The 18,395-nt window shown below is 54.0% G+C and carries 11 protein-coding genes; all 11 read left to right on the forward strand.

Translation table 11 applies throughout. From position 1 onward, the window contains the following. The first annotated feature begins 315 nt into the window (after nt 1-315). The 11 genes from HCX89_RS01495 (at nt 316) to HCX89_RS01545 (ending at nt 18,283) form a co-directional block, all read left to right on the forward strand. On the forward strand, nt 316-1,293 hold the full coding sequence (locus HCX89_RS01495; RefSeq protein ID WP_243757014.1) for a DmsE family decaheme c-type cytochrome: 978 nt from the start codon (nt 316-318) through the stop codon (nt 1,291-1,293). A gap of 10 nt (nt 1,294-1,303) precedes the next feature. After that, nucleotides 1,304-3,415 (forward strand): MtrB/PioB family decaheme-associated outer membrane protein, encoded by a 2,112-nt coding sequence (locus tag HCX89_RS01500; RefSeq protein ID WP_167714826.1) that lies wholly within the window; start codon nt 1,304-1,306, stop codon nt 3,413-3,415. 82 nt (nt 3,416-3,497) lie between these two features. After that, a complete protein-coding gene (locus HCX89_RS01505; protein WP_273642949.1) occupies nt 3,498-5,366 on the forward strand; it encodes an OmcA/MtrC family decaheme c-type cytochrome in 1,869 nt (622 codons plus the stop codon). A 95-nt stretch (nt 5,367-5,461) separates the two neighbouring features. Continuing rightward, on the forward strand, nt 5,462-7,648 hold the full coding sequence (locus HCX89_RS01510; RefSeq protein WP_167714832.1) for an OmcA/MtrC family decaheme c-type cytochrome: 2,187 nt from the start codon (nt 5,462-5,464) through the stop codon (nt 7,646-7,648). A gap of 302 nt (nt 7,649-7,950) precedes the next feature. After that, a complete protein-coding gene (locus tag HCX89_RS01515) occupies nt 7,951-10,092 on the forward strand; it encodes an OmcA/MtrC family decaheme c-type cytochrome (RefSeq protein ID WP_044734226.1) in 2,142 nt (713 codons plus the stop codon). 309 nt (nt 10,093-10,401) lie between these two features. Then, the gene (locus HCX89_RS01520; protein ID WP_167714834.1) at nt 10,402-12,384 is read left to right on the forward strand and encodes a cytochrome C; all 1,983 of its coding nucleotides are present in this window, start codon (nt 10,402-10,404) and stop codon (nt 12,382-12,384) included. A gap of 67 nt (nt 12,385-12,451) precedes the next feature. Then, on the forward strand, nt 12,452-13,441 hold the full coding sequence (locus tag HCX89_RS01525) for a DmsE family decaheme c-type cytochrome (protein WP_093983290.1): 990 nt from the start codon (nt 12,452-12,454) through the stop codon (nt 13,439-13,441). 12 nt (nt 13,442-13,453) lie between these two features. Further along, nucleotides 13,454-15,541: an MtrB/PioB family decaheme-associated outer membrane protein gene (locus tag HCX89_RS01530; protein WP_167714836.1), complete on the forward strand. Its 2,088-nt coding sequence runs from the start codon at nt 13,454-13,456 to the stop codon at nt 15,539-15,541. Between the two features lie 189 nt (nt 15,542-15,730). Further along, nucleotides 15,731-16,819: a M35 family metallo-endopeptidase gene (locus tag HCX89_RS01535; protein ID WP_025886743.1), complete on the forward strand. Its 1,089-nt coding sequence runs from the start codon at nt 15,731-15,733 to the stop codon at nt 16,817-16,819. 200 nt (nt 16,820-17,019) lie between these two features. Further along, the gene (locus tag HCX89_RS01540) at nt 17,020-17,598 is read left to right on the forward strand and encodes a hypothetical protein (protein ID WP_062793547.1); all 579 of its coding nucleotides are present in this window, start codon (nt 17,020-17,022) and stop codon (nt 17,596-17,598) included. A 61-nt stretch (nt 17,599-17,659) separates the two neighbouring features. After that, nucleotides 17,660-18,283 (forward strand): uracil-DNA glycosylase family protein, encoded by a 624-nt coding sequence (locus tag HCX89_RS01545; RefSeq protein ID WP_062793548.1) that lies wholly within the window; start codon nt 17,660-17,662, stop codon nt 18,281-18,283. Nucleotides 18,284-18,395: the final 112 nt, after the last annotated feature.

The following is an 18,395-nucleotide window of genomic DNA, read 5'->3' on the forward strand; positions in this document are numbered from 1 at the left end:
ATTGTGTTGGCTATTATGGGACAAAAGCTAGCTGGAATAAACCGTTTAACTGCAAATAAAAGTAACTGAACCGCGGCTTTTTCTGCGGCGGATCCCAAATTCGAACAAAGACACACCATACCCAAAACGAGGCATGGATCACACTTTGTTGTTTTCTTTTTTAAATCAGCCTTCTTTACCCATAAGCATCATCAAAAAGTTATCGCTTTGTCACTTTTTTGCTCTATTCTTTAACATTAGCAATTCGGTAAATTACTGATGCATGCCTAATAACTATAAATCGGCAATGAACGCGCTCAGGATGGAATGATGAAAATGGATAACTCGAGTAAACCAAGCCTTTGGGGGTTGGGTTGCGCTCTCCCCTTATTGTTATTGTTGGCCTTCCCGGCCAAAGCTACCCCGTGGGACAACCAGGACCCGGCCGAGGTTGAAGCCACACTGGACAAGAAATTTGCCGAAGGCAAATACTCCCCCAAGGGTGCTGACAGCTGCCTGATGTGTCACAAAAAGAACCAGAAGGTAATGGCGCTTTTTGATGGTGTACACGGCAATCCCAACGTCTCTCAATCTCCGATGGCCGATCTGCAATGCGAAGCCTGCCACGGCCCCATGGGGAAACACAACCGCGGCGGCAAGGAGCCGATGATCACCTTCGGTGCCGACTCGCCGGTCCCGGCCGACAAGCAAAACAGCGTCTGCCTCAGTTGCCACCAGGATGAGCAGCGTCTGGGCTGGAGTGCCAGCCACCACGACACGGCCGGAGTTGCCTGTGCCAGTTGTCACCAGGTGCATACAGGCCAGGATCCCATCCAGAGCCGTGAAACCGAAGTCGCCGTTTGCAGCAGCTGTCACTCAGAGCAACGTGCCGACATTCACAAACGTTCCGCGCACCCGATACGCACAGAGCAGATGGTCTGCAGCGACTGCCACAATCCTCACGGCAGTCTGGGGGACGCCAGCCTGAAGCAGATGACGGTCAACGAAAACTGTTACAGCTGCCACGCCGAAAAGCGCGGGCCCAAGCTGTGGGAACACGCCCCGGTTACAGACAACTGCGCCAGCTGTCACAACCCTCATGGCAGCGTCAACGAAGCCATGTTGCTGGCCAAGCCACCTCAATTGTGTCAGCAATGCCATGCTTCCGACGGCCATGCAGCCAGAGCCTACTTCCCGGCCAATGAGCAAACCGGCTTGATGCCCAACGCCTATAACGCCGGCAACTCCTGTCTGAACTGCCACACCCAGGTGCATGGTTCCAACCATCCATCCGGCAAACTCTTGCAGCGATAAGGAGCTGAGTATGGTTATCGAGAAACAGACACAGATGAAACTATCACTGCTGACGCTCACCATAGCCTGTGCACTGCAGCCGGCCTGGGCTGGTGGCTATTCGCTGCAACAGGCCAATCGCGCCGAGCTCAAGCAAGACAAGTGGAGTTGCGGCCAGTGCAAGTTACCACAGGAAAGCCGCGGCACGCTCGAAGCCGGTGTGGCCTACAACGATGGCGACAATGCGGTGTTTGCCAATAGTAGTGGCACAGATGCCGATGGCGCCACGGGGCACCTTGGCGGCGATGTCGTCTTTTATGGTGAACAGGGTTACCGTACCCACATTGAAGCCGACAAACTGGGCTATGACACCGGCAGCGCCAGCCTGAGTACCGGAAGACCCGGCCAATTTGATATCCGTCTGGGTTATCGTGCCTTGGCCAACTTCGGCCCGGACAATGGCATGAGCCCCTATATCAATCAGGACAACAGACTGATGTTGCCGGACAACTGGCAAGCGGCCGCCCTCACCTCGCAAATGCCTGGGCTTGATGACAGCCTGACAAGCCAGCGACTGGAAATGAAGCGGGATCGCTTCACCCTGGATGTCCATTACCTGGGCAGCTTTTATAAGGCGGGGCTCAATTACCGTCACGAGCAACGTGATGGCACCCGCCAAACCAACGGCAACTTTCTTACCAACTCCATGGCATTGGCCACCCGGGTGGATGACAGTACTGACGAGCTGGAAGCCAAACTCTATTTCAAAGGAAAGGGCTGGCTGGCCGGCTTCAATTCGACCCTGAGCCAATACAGCAACGACTATCAGGCACTCTATTGGGAAAACGCCTTCTTTCCCACATTCGGCGCCGCCTATAATGGCCAACTTGCCGACAATCCGGATAACAAGGCGCTGAGGGTCGGTGCCGATCTGCAGTTATCCGAGGCCGGACATCAAATATTGATGCACACGGCATTCACCCGCATGACTCAGGATCAGGCGCTGTTACCGGCCACCATCAATGGTCCTTCACCCCAGTTGCCTGCAACCGATGGCGACATGCAGGTTGACGTGCTGGAACTTAAACTCAAGTATGCCGCCCGCCTCAGCAGAGGCTTGTCGGTTCGCGCCGGCTATGACTATCGCGACCGGGAAAACAAGACACAATTTAAAGAATGGCCACAGGTGAGCAGTGACAGCTGGCACCAGGGCAGCGCCACGCCCGCGGCCTATGACCACACCCGCCAAAGAGCCGATATCGCCTTCAACTACCGTTTTACCCGCGCCCTGTCTCTTGACGCAGGTTACGAGTATGAACACCACAGCTATAGCGATCTGGCGCGCGAATCCCTGTTCCAATCCAGCGTGTTTGCCAAGCTGAACCTGCGTGCCAGCCGCGACTGGCAGTTGTGGTTCAAAGGTGAACTCAGTGAGCGCAGTGGCGGCAGTTATCAGGCATCCGAGCTGAGCCAAAGCCCCAATAATCCCTGGATGCGTCAGTATTGGTTGGCAGATCGCAAGCAAACCCTGTTGCGACTGCAAAACGATTACCGCTTCAGCGATGCCCTGTCGTTCAGCCTGGCGCTGAATCACAAGCAGCAAGACTATGATGAGACGCTTATCGGCCTGGATGAAGTCAGCAGTTGGGGCTATGGCCTCAGTGGCAACTATCAATTCTCAGCCCAGTTTGGCCTCAATGCCTGGCTCAATCAGGACTGGCAGGATACAGATCAAACCGGCTCAGCTTCTTTCGGCCCCAGCGGTTGGTACAGCCGTGCCAGCGACAGCAGCACTGTCGCCGGCTTCGGCATCTACTATAACGAGTTGCTGAATAAACAACTGGATCTGGGCTTCGACTGGCAATACTCAAAAGGCGAAAGCGACACAGATGTCAGCCAGGGGCTCACTCTGGATTACGGCGACTATTATTCACGCCGTCATACCTTCAACGCCTTTGCCAAGTATCACTTCAGCGACAAGATGGCATTGAGGCTGGATTGGTTGTTTGAACACTATCAGGACAGTGACTGGCTCAATCAGGGATTAACCCCGGATAGCATCCCCAACGTACTCAGCTTTGGAGATCTTGGCCAGGACTATAACGCCCACTATCTGGGGCTGACACTGAGTTACTCCCTATAAGAGCAAGAGGCGAAGAGCGATGTCAAAGGAATACACCCCAAAAACTCCCCTGCTTTACCTAGGCGCGCCCCTGCTGACCGCCATGTTGGCTCTCTCAGGTTGCGGTGGTGATGATGGCAACCCGGGAACCCCAGGCGAACCGGGCGGCGAGCCGGCGATGAATATCAGTAAGCTCAATATTGAGGTCAAGGAAACGGCTCTCGAAGAGGGCATTACCCGGGTAGATTACCGGGTCACCAATCAGGATGACGAGCCGGTAGTCGGTATCCCCTCAGGACGCTTCATTGCCGCGCAGTTGTTGCCGGAAGGCAGCAGTGGGGCCGGGAACAGCAGTGAGTGGCAGTATTTCACCGCTGAGACCTGCTCCAGCAGCTGCCCTGGCACCTATGTTGACCATAAAAATGGCAACTACTCCTACAGTTTCAGTGCCCCTTTCGACGGGATGAATGAGATAGCTGAAATCGCCGGAGCCACCCACAGAGTGGTGATCAAACTCGGTGGTGATACCTTGGCCGATGGCACCGCATTACCGGTAACCAATGACCATTACGACTGGCAGCCCCCAGGCGGTGCTCCGGCCTACAGCCGGAATATCGTTTCCATCGACACCTGTAACAGCTGTCACAATGACCTGGCGTTTCACGGCGGTAACTATAATCAGGTGGAAACCTGTGTTACCTGCCACAATGCCACTCGGGTCAGCAATCCGGAAAACATCTTCCCGCAAATGATCCATGCCAAACACCTGGCCGGATTCCCCAAACCCTTGTCCGACTGTCAGACTTGTCATAAAGAGGATGAAACCCTCAGCGAACAGCACAACTGGTTCCGGGTGCCAACCATGGAGTCCTGTGGCAGTTGTCATAACAATATCGACTTCGTCAAAGGCGAAGGTCATCCGGCGCAAGCGGATAACAGCAATTGTGTCGCTTGCCACAATCCGGATTGGACCCGCGAAGTACATGCCAATCAGGAGAACATGGCGGCCCTCGAGCAATTCAAGGCCGAGGTCACCAACGCCAGTGTCAGCGGCAGCAGTTTGAGCTTCTCGCTCAAGCTGAGTAACCCGCAGACAGGTGCAGCCTATAACGACAGCGCCGACAAGCAGGTGTTTGTCAACGATCTCAGGGTCTACGCCAACTGGGGCACCAGCTTTGATTACGCCACCCGCTCTGCCCGCTCAATTAGGGTGCATGAAGTGGTACCGCTGTCCGGCAGTGATGGTATCTATCAGTATCAGTTGGATGGACTGACCATTCCCGCCGGCAGTGAAGCCGATGCAGGTACCCTGGCGATTCAGGGCCGAGTCTGTGCCAGCCAAGGCATGCTGGTCGACTGCAGTGACAGCGCCGCCAGTGTGCTGGTTATCAAGTCGAGCCATCAGTCATTCAACATGGCCGGCCTCACCACGGCCGGACGGCGCCAGGTGGTCAGCAACGAAACCTGCGGCAGCTGCCATGGCGATCAACAGTTGAACTTCCACGGTGCTCGCAACGATTTGTCCGGCCAGTGCCAACTGTGCCACAACACCAATATGCAGGCCGACGCCACTGCTGCCAATCCATCAGCGAGCAGCGCCGACTTCAAGCAGTTGATCCATGCGCTGCACTCGGCCAATTTTGAAGGGTTCGAGACGCTGCAATTCCCGGGGAATATAGGCAACTGTGCTCACTGCCACAGCAAAGATGAAAATGGCGTGCTGAGTATGGCACTGCCACTCAGCCCGGCAGTGCAACCCTTGAGTCTGGATGATGGCAGCTTCACCAGCCCCACGGCGGCAGTCTGCAGTAACTGCCACCAGAGCGATAGTGCCCGCAACCATATGACGCAACAGGGAGCCGTGTTCCAAGGCACCGAAGCGGATGCCAAGGCAGGAACAGAAAGCTGCGCCACCTGTCATGGTCAGGGCGGCATGGCCGATGTCACCAAGGTGCATCCTATCGCCCAGTAACAACAATAAGCCGCCCTTTGAGGGCGGCAATTACAGGAACGGGCCGGTCTTCAAAGGCTGGCTCAGTCGTGCAATCAAAGCAATGCAGGGAAATAATGATGAAAAGCTCAAGACTGGTTAAAGGGCATACCCGCCTGGCATTGGCCACTCTGATGTCGCTGACGCTCATGGCATGTGGCAGTGACGGCAAGGATGGCGAAGACGGCAAGGACGGCGTGATCGGAGTGAATATCGATGCCACTCCCACACTCAAGGTCAAGTTTACCGACGCCAAAGTAGAAGCAGGCAAGGTCACGGTCGACTTTATGTTGACCAATGCCAATGGTGTGGCTGTGCTGGGTCTGAACAAAGATTATGACCTCAGATTTGGTATCGCTCAGCTGACCCATGTGACCGAAACCATAGGTGAAGGTGAGGAAGCCAGAGAAGCCGATTGGGGATTCCAATGGCAAGCCTATATCAATAGCCTCAAACAACCGACAACGGTTCCCGACGGGGTGGATAACCTCAGTCCATCGCCTCAGTATCAGGCCGGAGTCGAAGCCGCCAGCGCCTGCGAAACCTGTCTGGTGGACAATGGCGATGGCAGCTATAGCTATAGTTATCAGGTTAATATTGCCGAAGTCACAGAGCCGCTGGCCATAGCTTATGATGCCGATGCCACTCAAAGGGCCACACTGGAGCTGAAACTCCCTCAGGTTACCGCCAATGCCCATTATGATTGGCAACCCTCCAGCGGCAATACAGAAGGTATCCAGACCCGCAATGTGGTCACCATTGATGCCTGTTACACCTGTCACCAACCGGACAGCCTGGAGCTGCACGGCGGACGTCGAATAGCGCTGGAAAACTGCGCTTCCTGCCATACTGCGACCTCAGGAGATCCTGAGTCGGGTAACAGTGTGGAGTTCACCTATCTGATCCACGCCATTCACCGCGGCGCAGAACGGCATACCTATGATGCCGACGGCAATGAAGTGCCGGCACCGTACAAGATTGTCGGTTATGGCGGCAGCGTCCACGACTATGGTGTGGTCGGCTTCCCCCGTAAGCCAGCTTCAGACTGTAGCGTCTGTCACCAGGAAGGCAGTGGCGCTCCCGCCAATGCCGATCTGTTCAAGGCAGAGAAGAGCAATACCGCCTGTGTCGCCTGTCACACGGAAAAGCCTTCATCCCACCACTCCAGCACCGACTGTATGGCTTGCCACAACACGGACAATACCTATCACGGTACCGGCAGCGCAGCCAAGCGCCACGGTGATGTAATGCAAGCCTACACTCTGGCAGCCGAACTGAGCGTCAAGGTGTTGGAGGTCAGCAGCAACGCTGGCAAGATGACCTTTAAAGTGCAGGTGCTGGATAAAGACGGTAACGCCATGGATCAAAGCTTTATCGATCAGGGCAGCCGTATGATAGTCGGCTGGGATGTAGACAAGGACTACCCTGCCTATAACGAAGCCTCCTACAGCCAGCGCCGTATTCGTCTCAGTGAAGGCAGTTTTGACACCACCAGCAAGAGCTATACGCTGACTCCGGCGTTTGATATGCCGGCAAGTCCGGATGGCAAGAGCTTTGAAATCTGGTCGGCACTGGAAGCCTGCTTCAATAACGGCGGTTATGGTGTTGCCGATATTCAATTGACAGACTGCGCAACCGATGGTGTTCGCTCTGTGGCTATCCAGCAGGAACCCTACCGCTTTGTCTGGGGTAACAATGGTGTCGACAGCGGTATGGATGCCGTGGCCCGCCGAGCCATCATAGATCCGACCAAGTGCCAAAGTTGTCATGGCAAGGAGATCCATCACTATGACAATGGCGTCAACTGCCAGACCTGCCATACACCGGATAAGACACTGCGAAATGACGCCGATTATCCCGGTGGCAAGATCCCCTCAAGCTTTGCCTGGAAGGCACACGAGCGTGAGGGCCACTTCCTCAAGTATGCAGGGCTTAAGTCCGGCACTGTGCTGAAAACCGATTGTGCCACCTGTCATGCCGAGTCTTCCGGCAGCGTCACAGGTATCACTCTGGGTCGTTCACCGGATCGTGTCTGGCGCTATGGTGACATCAGCAATAGCGGCGCGGATATCTGGGTATCCTCAGATGCAGGCTCCTGCTTGAGCTGCCACCAACAGTACCTCAGCGATGCGGCCAAATCGCATATTCAAGCCAACGGCGGTATTCTGGATGGCATGGATGAGACCGATGTCCGTAATCGTGCCAAAGAGGCCTGTGCCACCTGTCATACCCCGGCTCAGCTGATGACTGCACACGGCAATTAACTTGCGTTTTGCTACCAAAGGGAGGCATGTGCCTCCCTTTTTTATGCAGCAAAATTCGTTAAAAACTCTTTCAAAAAACACGTTTTTTTGATCAGGATTAACGTTTTTTGATCTAGCCGTATACCCCTAAAGAAATAGTCGGATCTTAATCACATAACCCATCTAAAGTGACTGCTTAATCCCCACCACTTGGGTAGCCTTAGCCTTGGAAAAATAATTCCACACACTTTCCATGGTTAATGAGATTTATTCTTATTTAACCTCTGGTTAGTGATGATTAAAATCACTTGCAGGGAAATATCATGATGAAACGGTTTAATTTCAATGCCGCGACTAAAGCGATGTTGGGTGCCGGTTTGCTGTCTCTGATGCTGGCCGGTTGTGGCAGCGACGGTAAGGATGGTGAGACTGGTAAGCCAGGTCCTGTCGGCACACCCATAAGCAAAGTCAACACGCTGAAATCCAAGATTAATTCAGCATCTGTAGACACCAACGGCTTCCTGACAATCAACTTCAGCTTGTCCGATGCCAACGGCGCCGCCGTCTTTGGTTTGAAAAACACTGACATAGGTGCAGTCTCCTTCGGCCGTGTCGGCAGCGAAGATGAGATTGAAGGCCTGACCAATGTAGAAGGCCAAGCGAGAGAGATCTGGCTGAGCTACTTCAACAAAGACAAAGGTGACGGCTTCTACACGGGTTCTTCCTACTTCCAAGGCAAAAACTGCGAAGACTGTCTGACCGACAATCAGGACGGCACCTATACACTGAAACTGAACAAAGCCATAGATACCCTGGGTAAATACGACTACAAGGCCGATATGGTCAATGGTATTTACCTGGGCATCAAAACAGCCAATGCGGCCAACGTTAACTTGGTTAACAACAGCTTCTTCTACTGGCAGCCCTCTTCCGATACCACTCAGGCCAAGCCCAAGCCGGTTATCGCCGATGAAACCTGCCAAAGCTGTCACAGACCCGGTCATGCCGGTGAACTGGCCATGCACGGCGGCAAACACGTCACTCTGGAAAGCTGTACTTTCTGTCACACCGACTACAACAGCTACATGAAGGATGACAAGGACGAAAATGGCCAAGTGATCGGTAGCCATAAATTTGATGGTTCCATCAAGGCCATGGCGCACGAAGTGCACAGCCATGCCTTCTACAACGGCATTTTCCCGCAATCAGCCAGCAACTGTCAGACCTGTCACCAACCAGATGAAAACCTGGCGATGGCCGATGCCTGGAAAGCCGATCTGGATGCTGCAACCTGTCTGAGCTGCCACAACAGCCAGTATGCCGTACCTTCCTGGCACTGGGATGCAGAAAACAACCAGATTAAAGAAGACAAACTGAACTGTGTCTCCTGTCACAGCGATCCTGATGGCCATGGCCGAGGTGCCGAACGCGCCCACTACAGCAACAACGACAGTGCCCAGTCTGCCAAGACCAGCGTTACTTTCAACAGCATGACTTATGATGAGGCCAGCAAGACCATTAAGGCCAACATGACTGTCAAGCACGGCGACACCAATGTGACACTGGCGCAGATTGACTCCAGCCCATACTCACACGGCGGTTTCACCAGCGCCATCGTCTTCAACGGTGTGGTTAAAGACGACTTCCTGGTTAACTACCAGAAAGTGGGTTACGACCACTTCAGTGAGGGCGCCGACGGCAGCATAGATGTCACCTTCAGCGATGGCGACTTCAAAGTAGCCGAAGTCATGGGTACGCCAGAGGTTAAAGTGGCCCTGAGCAGCCAGTTGCATGTCTGCTTCGATGGCAAAGGCGCTGTAGCCGACTGTAAGCCAGTCGAAGACGGTGTTATCCCTAACTCCGGTCCTTACGTGCCATCTGACACAGCCTACTTCAATGTGGATGGCAGCAAAGTCGACAAGACGCCAAGGGTTCAACATGCCGAAATGACAGCTTGTCAGCAGTGTCACACCACTGCCATCAAGCACCGTTTCTCCAACGACATCGACGGCTGTGCCTCCTGCCACAACGGTACCCGCGACAAGAAGGGTGACGGCTCATCCAACCTGGCGTACATAGTGCACTCCAAGCACTACCTGTATGACAGCTCTGGCAACGGCTTCTTCAAGAAGACAGACTGTCAGACCTGTCACGGTAAAGACGGCTTCTCACTGAAGAAAATTGCCGCCGATGCCGCTCCGGTTGCCTTCGGCAAGACTGAAGATGGCACAGAGCAGACTCTGGTATCACCACAGACTGCCGCCTGCGCCAGCTGTCACCAGCCGCCATACGGCCTGAGTGAAACCACTATCAACCACATAGTGACCAATGGTGGTGTGATAGGTACAGGCCACGGTGTAGCTGCAAGTGATTATGACGCCCAGAAAGGCCAAGAAGCCTGTTCTACCTGTCATACTGATTCCCAGCTGTTGGAAGCTCACTCCAACTGGGGCTTCAGCCACTAAAATTTAACCCTAAAGAGAGGCTTCGGCCTCTCTTTTTTTATCTGCCAAATTGCCAAAATCGAATTAAAAAACAGCGTTTTTTTGATCGAGATTAAGTTTTCCCTACCAGCTCAAATACCTCTTTATAAATAGAAAGATCCAAGTCACACATTAACACCAGTCATGCAGCTTTTCGGCCCTGCTTGAGTTAGCCTTTTCGAGGGAAATCCTATTTCCGGTATCGGGTTAAGGGCCAATTACATAATCAATTTGGTTGAGATGACTCAGCCACTCCCTAAACCAGATACTTCCACTATTGCAGGGAACAAGATGATGAACGCACAAAAAACCAGAATCGCACTGCTGCTGGCAGCCAGTGCAGCTACTCTGGCCTTAGGTGGCTGTGGTGGCGATGATGGCAACGATGGTAATCCAGGTAACCCAGGCGGCGAGCCTGCAGGTGAAATCAAAGAGCTGCATTTCAGCTTTGAGCAAGCTGTTGTCAAAGGCGGTATCCCAACGGTTGAATTTACCGTGACCAACGAAGACGATATGCCGGTAGTTGGCCTGCAGAAGTTCCGCTTTGCCGCCGCTCAGTTGCTGCCGGAAGGCGCAACCGGTGCCGGGAATGCCTCTCAGTGGCAGTATTTCGGCAACGAAGACTGCACTGTAAGCAGCAGCTGCGCAGGTACTTTCGTTGACCACAAAAACGGTAGCTACAGCTACACCTTCAGCAAGACCTTGAATGAGCTGAGTAAAGACACTATCAGCTTCAACCCTGAGTTGGCCCAGCGGGTACTGCTGCGCGCTTACAATACGCCGCTGCCTGACGGCACTCTGATCCCCAACAGCAACGCTTTCGTCGACTTCAGTTCCGACTCAGGTGCCTCCGCGGCTTACAGCCGCAAGCTGGTGAGTACAGATAGCTGTAATACCTGTCACGGTGATTTGGCCAACGTCAAACACGGCGGCGCCTACTCAGATGTTAACTATTGCGCCACTTGCCACACCTCAGGCAAGGTAAAACCAGGCAATGAATTCAACGCCATGATCCATACCAAGCACAAGGATCTGGGCCTGGATGCGCTTAACAGCTGCCAATCCTGTCACAACGACACCAATGTCGAGTTGACGCCCGATTGGGGCAACTGGTCCAAAGTACCTACAGCTGCAAGTTGCGGTAGCTGCCACAGCAACATAGATTTTGCTGCCGGTCAGGGCCACAGCCAACAAACCGACAACTCCAACTGTATTGCCTGTCACAACAGCAAGTGGACAGAAGAGCTGCACACAGGTGTAACCGGTGACAAACGTGCCGTTATCGCTCAGCGCGGTCTGACCGCAGAACTGACCGGCAGCGCCGACAACAGTGCGACTCTGACTGTGACCCTGTTGGACAAGGCCGGCAATGCGCTGGATGCCAACAACGAACTGGCCAAGATCAAGCGTCTGGAAACCATCACCAACGTGGGCCCTAACTTCCCTGTCATGGGCTACAACGTCAGCCCAGGAAGCGGTAAAGCCAAGGTCGCCAAAGATCTGGTTAAAGACGGCCAGCTGCAGGACGCCGTGACTCTGGTTGACGGCAAGCTGCAATTCACCGTTCAGGACCTGCCTTTCGGTGCCGGTGATGCCGATACCGCCTTCAGCTTTATCGGTCTGGAAATGTGCAACCAAGGCAGCGAGCTCATCGCCTGTGCCGATGGCGTTGCCACTACCAGCATGAAAGCTCAACTGGCCTTCGGTACCAAGTCAGGTGATGCACCTAGTCACCGTCATATCGACTCAGTGAACTTCGCTACCTGTCAGGGCTGTCACAGCGACACCTTCGAACTGCACAAAGGCCACCATGCCGGCTTTGTGATGACAGAGCAGCTGGGCCGCGAAGTAAACGGCAAGCTCACCGTCGGTGTTGATGGCTGTGTGGCCTGTCATACCCCAGATGGTACTTACGCCAGCGGTGCCAACAAAGGCGCATTGGAGATGAAACTGCACAAGACCCACATTGAAAAGGCTCACGGCCTGATCGGTGGCAACTGTTCAGCCTGTCACAACGACCTGAATCTTGATGCCTTCAAGAACAAGGGGGCTCTGGCAACCTCAGCAGGCATGTACACCACGCCTGTCACTGCTACCTGTACTTCTTGTCACACTGTCGGTGGCGACTACATGGTACACACCAAGGAGCAACTGGAAGCCTACGGCGCTGTGGTAGATGGTGATTACACCGCTGCCAACCAGGCTGCGCAGCTGGAAACCTGTTTCTACTGCCACAAGCCAACCGCCGCAGATCACACTCAGGTGAAGATGTAATTTGCCCAGGCCGGGGGAGACCCCTCCCCCGTCTTTCAAGGGTTTGGACAAATTAAGGATGCCTAATATGAGAATCAGCAAAAATATACCAACACTGCTAAGCGCCCTTCTGGCGACGGCAGTGTTATCTTTTGGTGTCACCCATGCGGCGCACGCCGCCAAGTGGGACGCCAAAATGAGCCCGGAAGAAGTGGAAGCTACCTTGGATCAGAAGTTTGCCGAAGGCAGCTACTCTCCCAAGGGTGCCGACTCCTGTCTGATGTGCCACAAGAAGTCAGAAAAAGTCATGGACCTGTTCAAAGGGGTTCACGGCGCCATCGACTCCAGCAAGAGTCCTATGGCCGGACTTCAGTGCGAAGCCTGTCACGGCCCCATGGGCAAACACAACCGTGGCGGTAACGAACCCATGATTACCTTCGGTAAGGGTTCTACCCTGGCGGCCGACAAGCAGAACAGCGTCTGTCTCTCCTGTCACAAGGATGACAAGCGTATGTCCTGGAACGGCGGTCACCACGACAACGCCGATGTTGCCTGTGCTTCTTGCCACAGCGTACATACCGCCAAGGACCCTGTGCTCTCCAAGAACACTGAGATGGAAGTCTGCACCAGCTGCCACACCAAGCAAAAGGCTGACATGAACAAGCGTTCCAGCCATCCGCTGAAGTGGGCACAGATGGTGTGCAGCGACTGTCACAACCCTCACGGCAGCACGACCGATGCCGATCTGAACAAGGCGTCAGTCAATGACACTTGTTACAGCTGCCATGCGGAGAAGCGCGGCCCAAAACTCTGGGAGCATGCACCCGTCACTGAGAATTGTGTCACTTGCCACAATCCCCACGGCAGTGTCAACGATGGCATGCTTAAGACCCGCGCTCCGCAACTGTGCCAACAGTGTCACGCCAGCGACGGCCACGCCAGCCGTGCTTATCTGGGTAACACAGGCATGGGTTCTCAGGTCAACGACAACGCCTTTACCGGTGGTCGCAGCTGTCTGAACTGTCACAGCCAGATCCATGGTTCAAACCATCCATCCGGCAAGTTGTTCCAACGCTAAGGAGGCGGGAAGATGAAATTCAAACTTAATTTGATCACCCTGGCTCTGCTGGCTCCTGCCAGTCTGGCGATGGCCGCCGACGGTTATGACCTGGCCAATGCCAATACCGAAAAGGTCAAGTTTTCGGCCTGGAGCTGTAAGGGTTGCGTCAGTGAAACCGGTGTATCCGGTACTATTGGTGCCGGAGTTGGCTATAACGACTCTGACGATATCCGCTCTGCCAACGCCTTTGCCGCCGAAGATGACTTTGCCGGCAAGGTGGATGCAGACCTGAACTATCGCGGTGAAAACGGCTATCGAGCCAGTATCGAAGCCGATAACCTGGGTATGGAAAACGGCCGGGTCGATATCAATGCCGGTAAACTAGGACAGTACAATATCAACCTGAACTACCGTCAGATCCACACCTATAAGACTGACTCTGCCATGAGTCCTTATCTGGGAATTGGCAGCGGCAACCTGACACTGCCGGCCAACTGGCAGACAGCCGGTGGCAGCAACGAGATGCCCATGCTGTATGACAGCCTGAGCCCACTGGAGCTGTCGCTCAAGCGCAAGCGCGCAGGCCTGGGTCTTGAATATCAGGGTGAGGAGCTGTGGAGCACCTACGTCACCTATATGCGCGAAGAAAAAACCGGCCTGAAAACTGCGTCCGGCAGCGTCTTCAACCAGTCAATGATGCTGGCCGAGCCTGTGGACTACACCACAGATACCGTCGAGGCCGGGATCACACTCAAGGGTGACAACTGGTTTACCGCACTCAACTACAATGGTTCATTCTTCAAGAATGATATCCAGACCTTGAGATTCGACAACGCCTTCAACCCAACCTTTGGTGCCCAAAGAGTGGGCTATATGAGCCTGGATCCGGATAACGAGTCTCACACTGTGACCTTGAGCGGCCAATTTGCCCAGAAAGGCGCCGTGGTCAGCGGCCGTTTGTTCGCCGGACAGATGACCCAGGATGAGGCCTTTATCACCTCGGGTTACGGCTATCAATTGCCGCAGGAATCCCTGGACGGCAAAGTCGATATCCTGGGGATGAACCTCAAGGCTGTCAAACGCGCCACCCGCAATCTGCGGATCAGCGGCAGTTATGATTACTACGACAGGGACAACCAAACCCAGATCCAGGAATGGACCCAGATCAGTATCAATAACGTCAGTGGTCGTGTGGCCTACAACACCCCTTATGACAACACCAGTCACAAGGCCAAGTTGGCCATGGATTACCGGATTGCCAACGGCATGAAGTTGGACGCAGGTTATGACTACCGTCGTGATGAACGCAGCTATCAGGACAGGGAAATCACCGACGAGAACAGCGTTTGGGCCCGTTTCAGTCTCAACAGCTTTGAACACTGGAATATGTGGATCAAGGGCAGCTATGGCAAGCGCGATGGCTCAGAGTACGAAGCATCTGAATGGACCTCTTCCGAGTCCAACAAGTTGCTGCGCAAGTACAATCTGGCCGACCGCAAGCGCACTCAGGTTGAAGCCAGGGTGACTCACAGCCCTATCGACACCCTGACCCTGGATTTCGGTGCCCGCTATGCGCTGGATGACTACAACAACACGGTTATCGGTTTGACTGAATCCAAAGACCTCAGCTATGACGCCAGCATCAGCTATTTGCTGACAGACGATCTCAGCCTGAGCGCCTTCTACAACCATCAGACCATAGACTCAGATCAGGCCGGCAGCAGCAACTTCAGCACTGTCACCTGGACAGGAACCGTGGAAGACAAGGTGGACGTCATAGGTGCCGGTTTGGCCTACGACAACCTGCTGGAGAAGAAACTGCGTCTGGGGCTGGATTACACCTACTCTGACTCGGATTCCAGCACTCAGGTACGCCAAGGCATCACAGGCGACTATGGCGATTACTACGCCAAAGTGCACAACGTCAACCTCTATGCCCAGTATCAGGCTACTGAGAAAATGGCGCTGCGTCTTGACTACAAGATGGAGAAATACGAGGACAACGACGCAGGTAACGATATCGCCCCGGATGGTATCTGGAACCTGGTCAGCTTTGGTGACAACAGCCATGACTACACGGCTCACCTGATCATGTTGAGCGTCAACTACCGTCTGTAATTCTCGCTCTTAGCTCCCAAAAGCCCGCTTTTCGCGGGCTTTTTTTATCTCTTCCCGCCTTCACCTCAAACCAACAAGCATTCGGTAAAATTCCTCTTGCCAGCGGCCCTTTTTGCAGCTTACACTGCAAAACGTTACATTTTTGTAACAAACATAACAATTAAGACTATATGACCTGAGGACAAAGGCATGAGAATCACTCATACACTACAAGGAATAGCCTTGCTCGCGGCCCTTTCCAGTACCAGCGTGCTGGCCGATGGCATTCGTGCCAGCCTGGAGATGAGCCAGCAGAGCTATAAGGCCAGTGATAACGTGTTGGTCACTGTGACCCTGACCAATGACGCCAACCAGCCGGTAAAACTGCTCAAGTGGTACACAGCCGCTGATGGAGTGGAAGAATCCCTGTTCAAAGTCAATGCCGATGGCCTTGACCGTCACTATCTGGGTGCCCATTTCAAACGCCCGGCTCCCGGCAAACAGGACTATATCAAGCTCAAATCCGGTGAGAGTGTGTCCTATCAGGTAGAGTTGTCCTCACTTTACGACATGAGCAGCAGCGGCAACTACGAGATAAGCTATGATGTCAGTTCGTTGCAACTCTTCTCCCCCAACCCGGGCCAACAAAAGAAGCTGGCCCGCTTAGGGATAGAAGGGATACATTCAGATCCGGTCAGCTTCTATGTGGAAGGCCGTGAATTCAAGTCCGGCGCCAACAAGGGTAAACCCGGCAGTGGCGATGGCGGTACGGCACCCGACGGTATCAGCTTTACCGGCCGTTGCAGCAATTCCCAACAGAGCGATATTCTGGCGGGACTGGACGCCGCCCGCGCCATGGCGGCAGACAGCAAGCAATACCTCGCGAGCAACAACAACCCCTCAAGCTCGGTGCGTTATGCCACCTGGTTTGGCAGCTACAACAGCAGCCGCTGGAATAGCGTCAGCAGTAACTTCAGTGCCATAGACTCGGCCTTGAACAATCAGCCACTCACCTTCGATTGCAGTTGCAAGAAGAGCTATTACGCCTACGTTTACCCAACTCAACCCTACAAGATCTACATGTGTAACGCCTTCTGGAGCGCACCGGTATCGGGCACCGACTCCAAGGGCGGCACCATAGTCCATGAAATGAGTCACTTCAATGTGGTGGCGGGAACCGATGACATTGTCTACGGCCAAAGTGGCGCCAAATCGCTGGCCCTGAGTAATCCTGCCCAGGCGATTCAAAATGCCGACAGCCACGAATACTTTGCTGAAAACACCCCCTTTCAAAACTAAGGAAGCTTCAGCAGATTAATTTACCTTTCGTGGGCCGGCTCCCCCGGCCCACCTCCCTGTTACCTTGTGAGCTTGGGCGGACGGAACTGCCCCTTTTTTCCTCATAGTCTCAGAGCCATCCCATAACGGCCATCAAGCACTTGCAAGCCTTCCGCCTTTAAGCCAATGTAAGGCGCAGCCTTTATGATGAGAATCTATTGATGAAGTTGAAATATCCTTGTGCCCTGATCGCTCTTTTCCCGCTATCGGCCATGGCCGCACAACCCGACGGTTTAATGGCCGGGGTGTTTACCATACTGGTGCTGGGTGGTTTTACTTTGGTTAACCTGCTACTGCAGTTGGTTTTTTACTTCAACGGCCAATATAGCCGCCCAGGGTTTGTCCGCAGTCATATCTATTGGGCCTTGCCCATTCCGCTCATTACCCTGTTACTTGTATTCTGGGATCATGCTTCTATTGCCGATCTCAGTATGAACTTCGGCCTGGTGTTGATAGCCGTGGCGCTGGCGTTGTTGCCACTGCAACTGAAAAACTCGGCCAAGGTCGCCGGGCCTCAGGCCGGTTGGCGCTTGCTGGCAACCTCTGCCTTATTGTTGCTGCTGGCCAATATCATCTGGCCGCTGACTATACCGGCAATGCTTATCGCCTGGAGTGCTCCTGATTGGCAGCAGTGTAAAGAAAACGGCTTTAAGCTCAGCCGGATAGTGTTGCTGCTGGCGGCGCTGGGGCTGACTTTGTATGAAGGCTTTCAGGCCTGGCAACATTTTTTCGGCGCCTGATTTTCGGAGCCTAGTTTTCGAAGCCTAAGTAGGGTCTGATATCCATCAAAAACCAGGAAATATGATGAAAACTGCCGCTCTGCCCAGTGATTTCCCGCTACTCGATGAGGTGCGAGCCTGCACCCTGTGCCGGGATAAACTGCCGCTACCGCCCAAGCCGATACTGCAGGCCCACCCTGACGCCAGGATTTTAATCGCGGGGCAAGCGCCCGGCAGGATAACCCATGAGCGTGGCCTGCCCTTTGACGATGCCAGCGGCGACCGGCTAAGGCAGTGGCTGGAGGTGAGCCGCGAACAGTTTTATGACCCCAGGCGGTTTGCCGTCATTCCCATGGGATTTTGCTATCCGGGAACGGTTGAAAAACAGGGTCGCAAACAGGGTGATATGCCGCCGAGGCCAGAATGCTCAGCCACCTGGCACCCAAGGCTTTTTGCCGCCTTGCCCAATATTGAGCTGACGCTGATCCTTGGCAAATACGCCATGGCCTGGCACCTCAAGGGCAGTCCGCTGGCCAAGGCGTCCGTCGGTACCGCCGTGGCAGAAGCTGATTCGCTGTGGCCGACAAAACTGGTGCTGCCTCACCCGAGTCCGCGTAATCGCCTCTGGTTCAAACAGCACCCGGAATTTGAGCAAAACCTGTTACCCAGGCTCAGGCAGAGAGTCGCCGAGTTATTAGCACATTAGGGTCTGTTGACCCTTGAAGATGGTTTTTGCAGCTTTTGTCGTTTTTTATACCAAACAACAAATGCTACCCAAAGGGCTCGGCTAGAAGCGCTTTACTCTTTGTTGCAAGGTA

The organism is Shewanella sp. Iso12 (genome assembly GCF_012030025.1).
GTDB lineage: Bacteria > Pseudomonadota > Gammaproteobacteria > Enterobacterales > Shewanellaceae > Shewanella > Shewanella algae.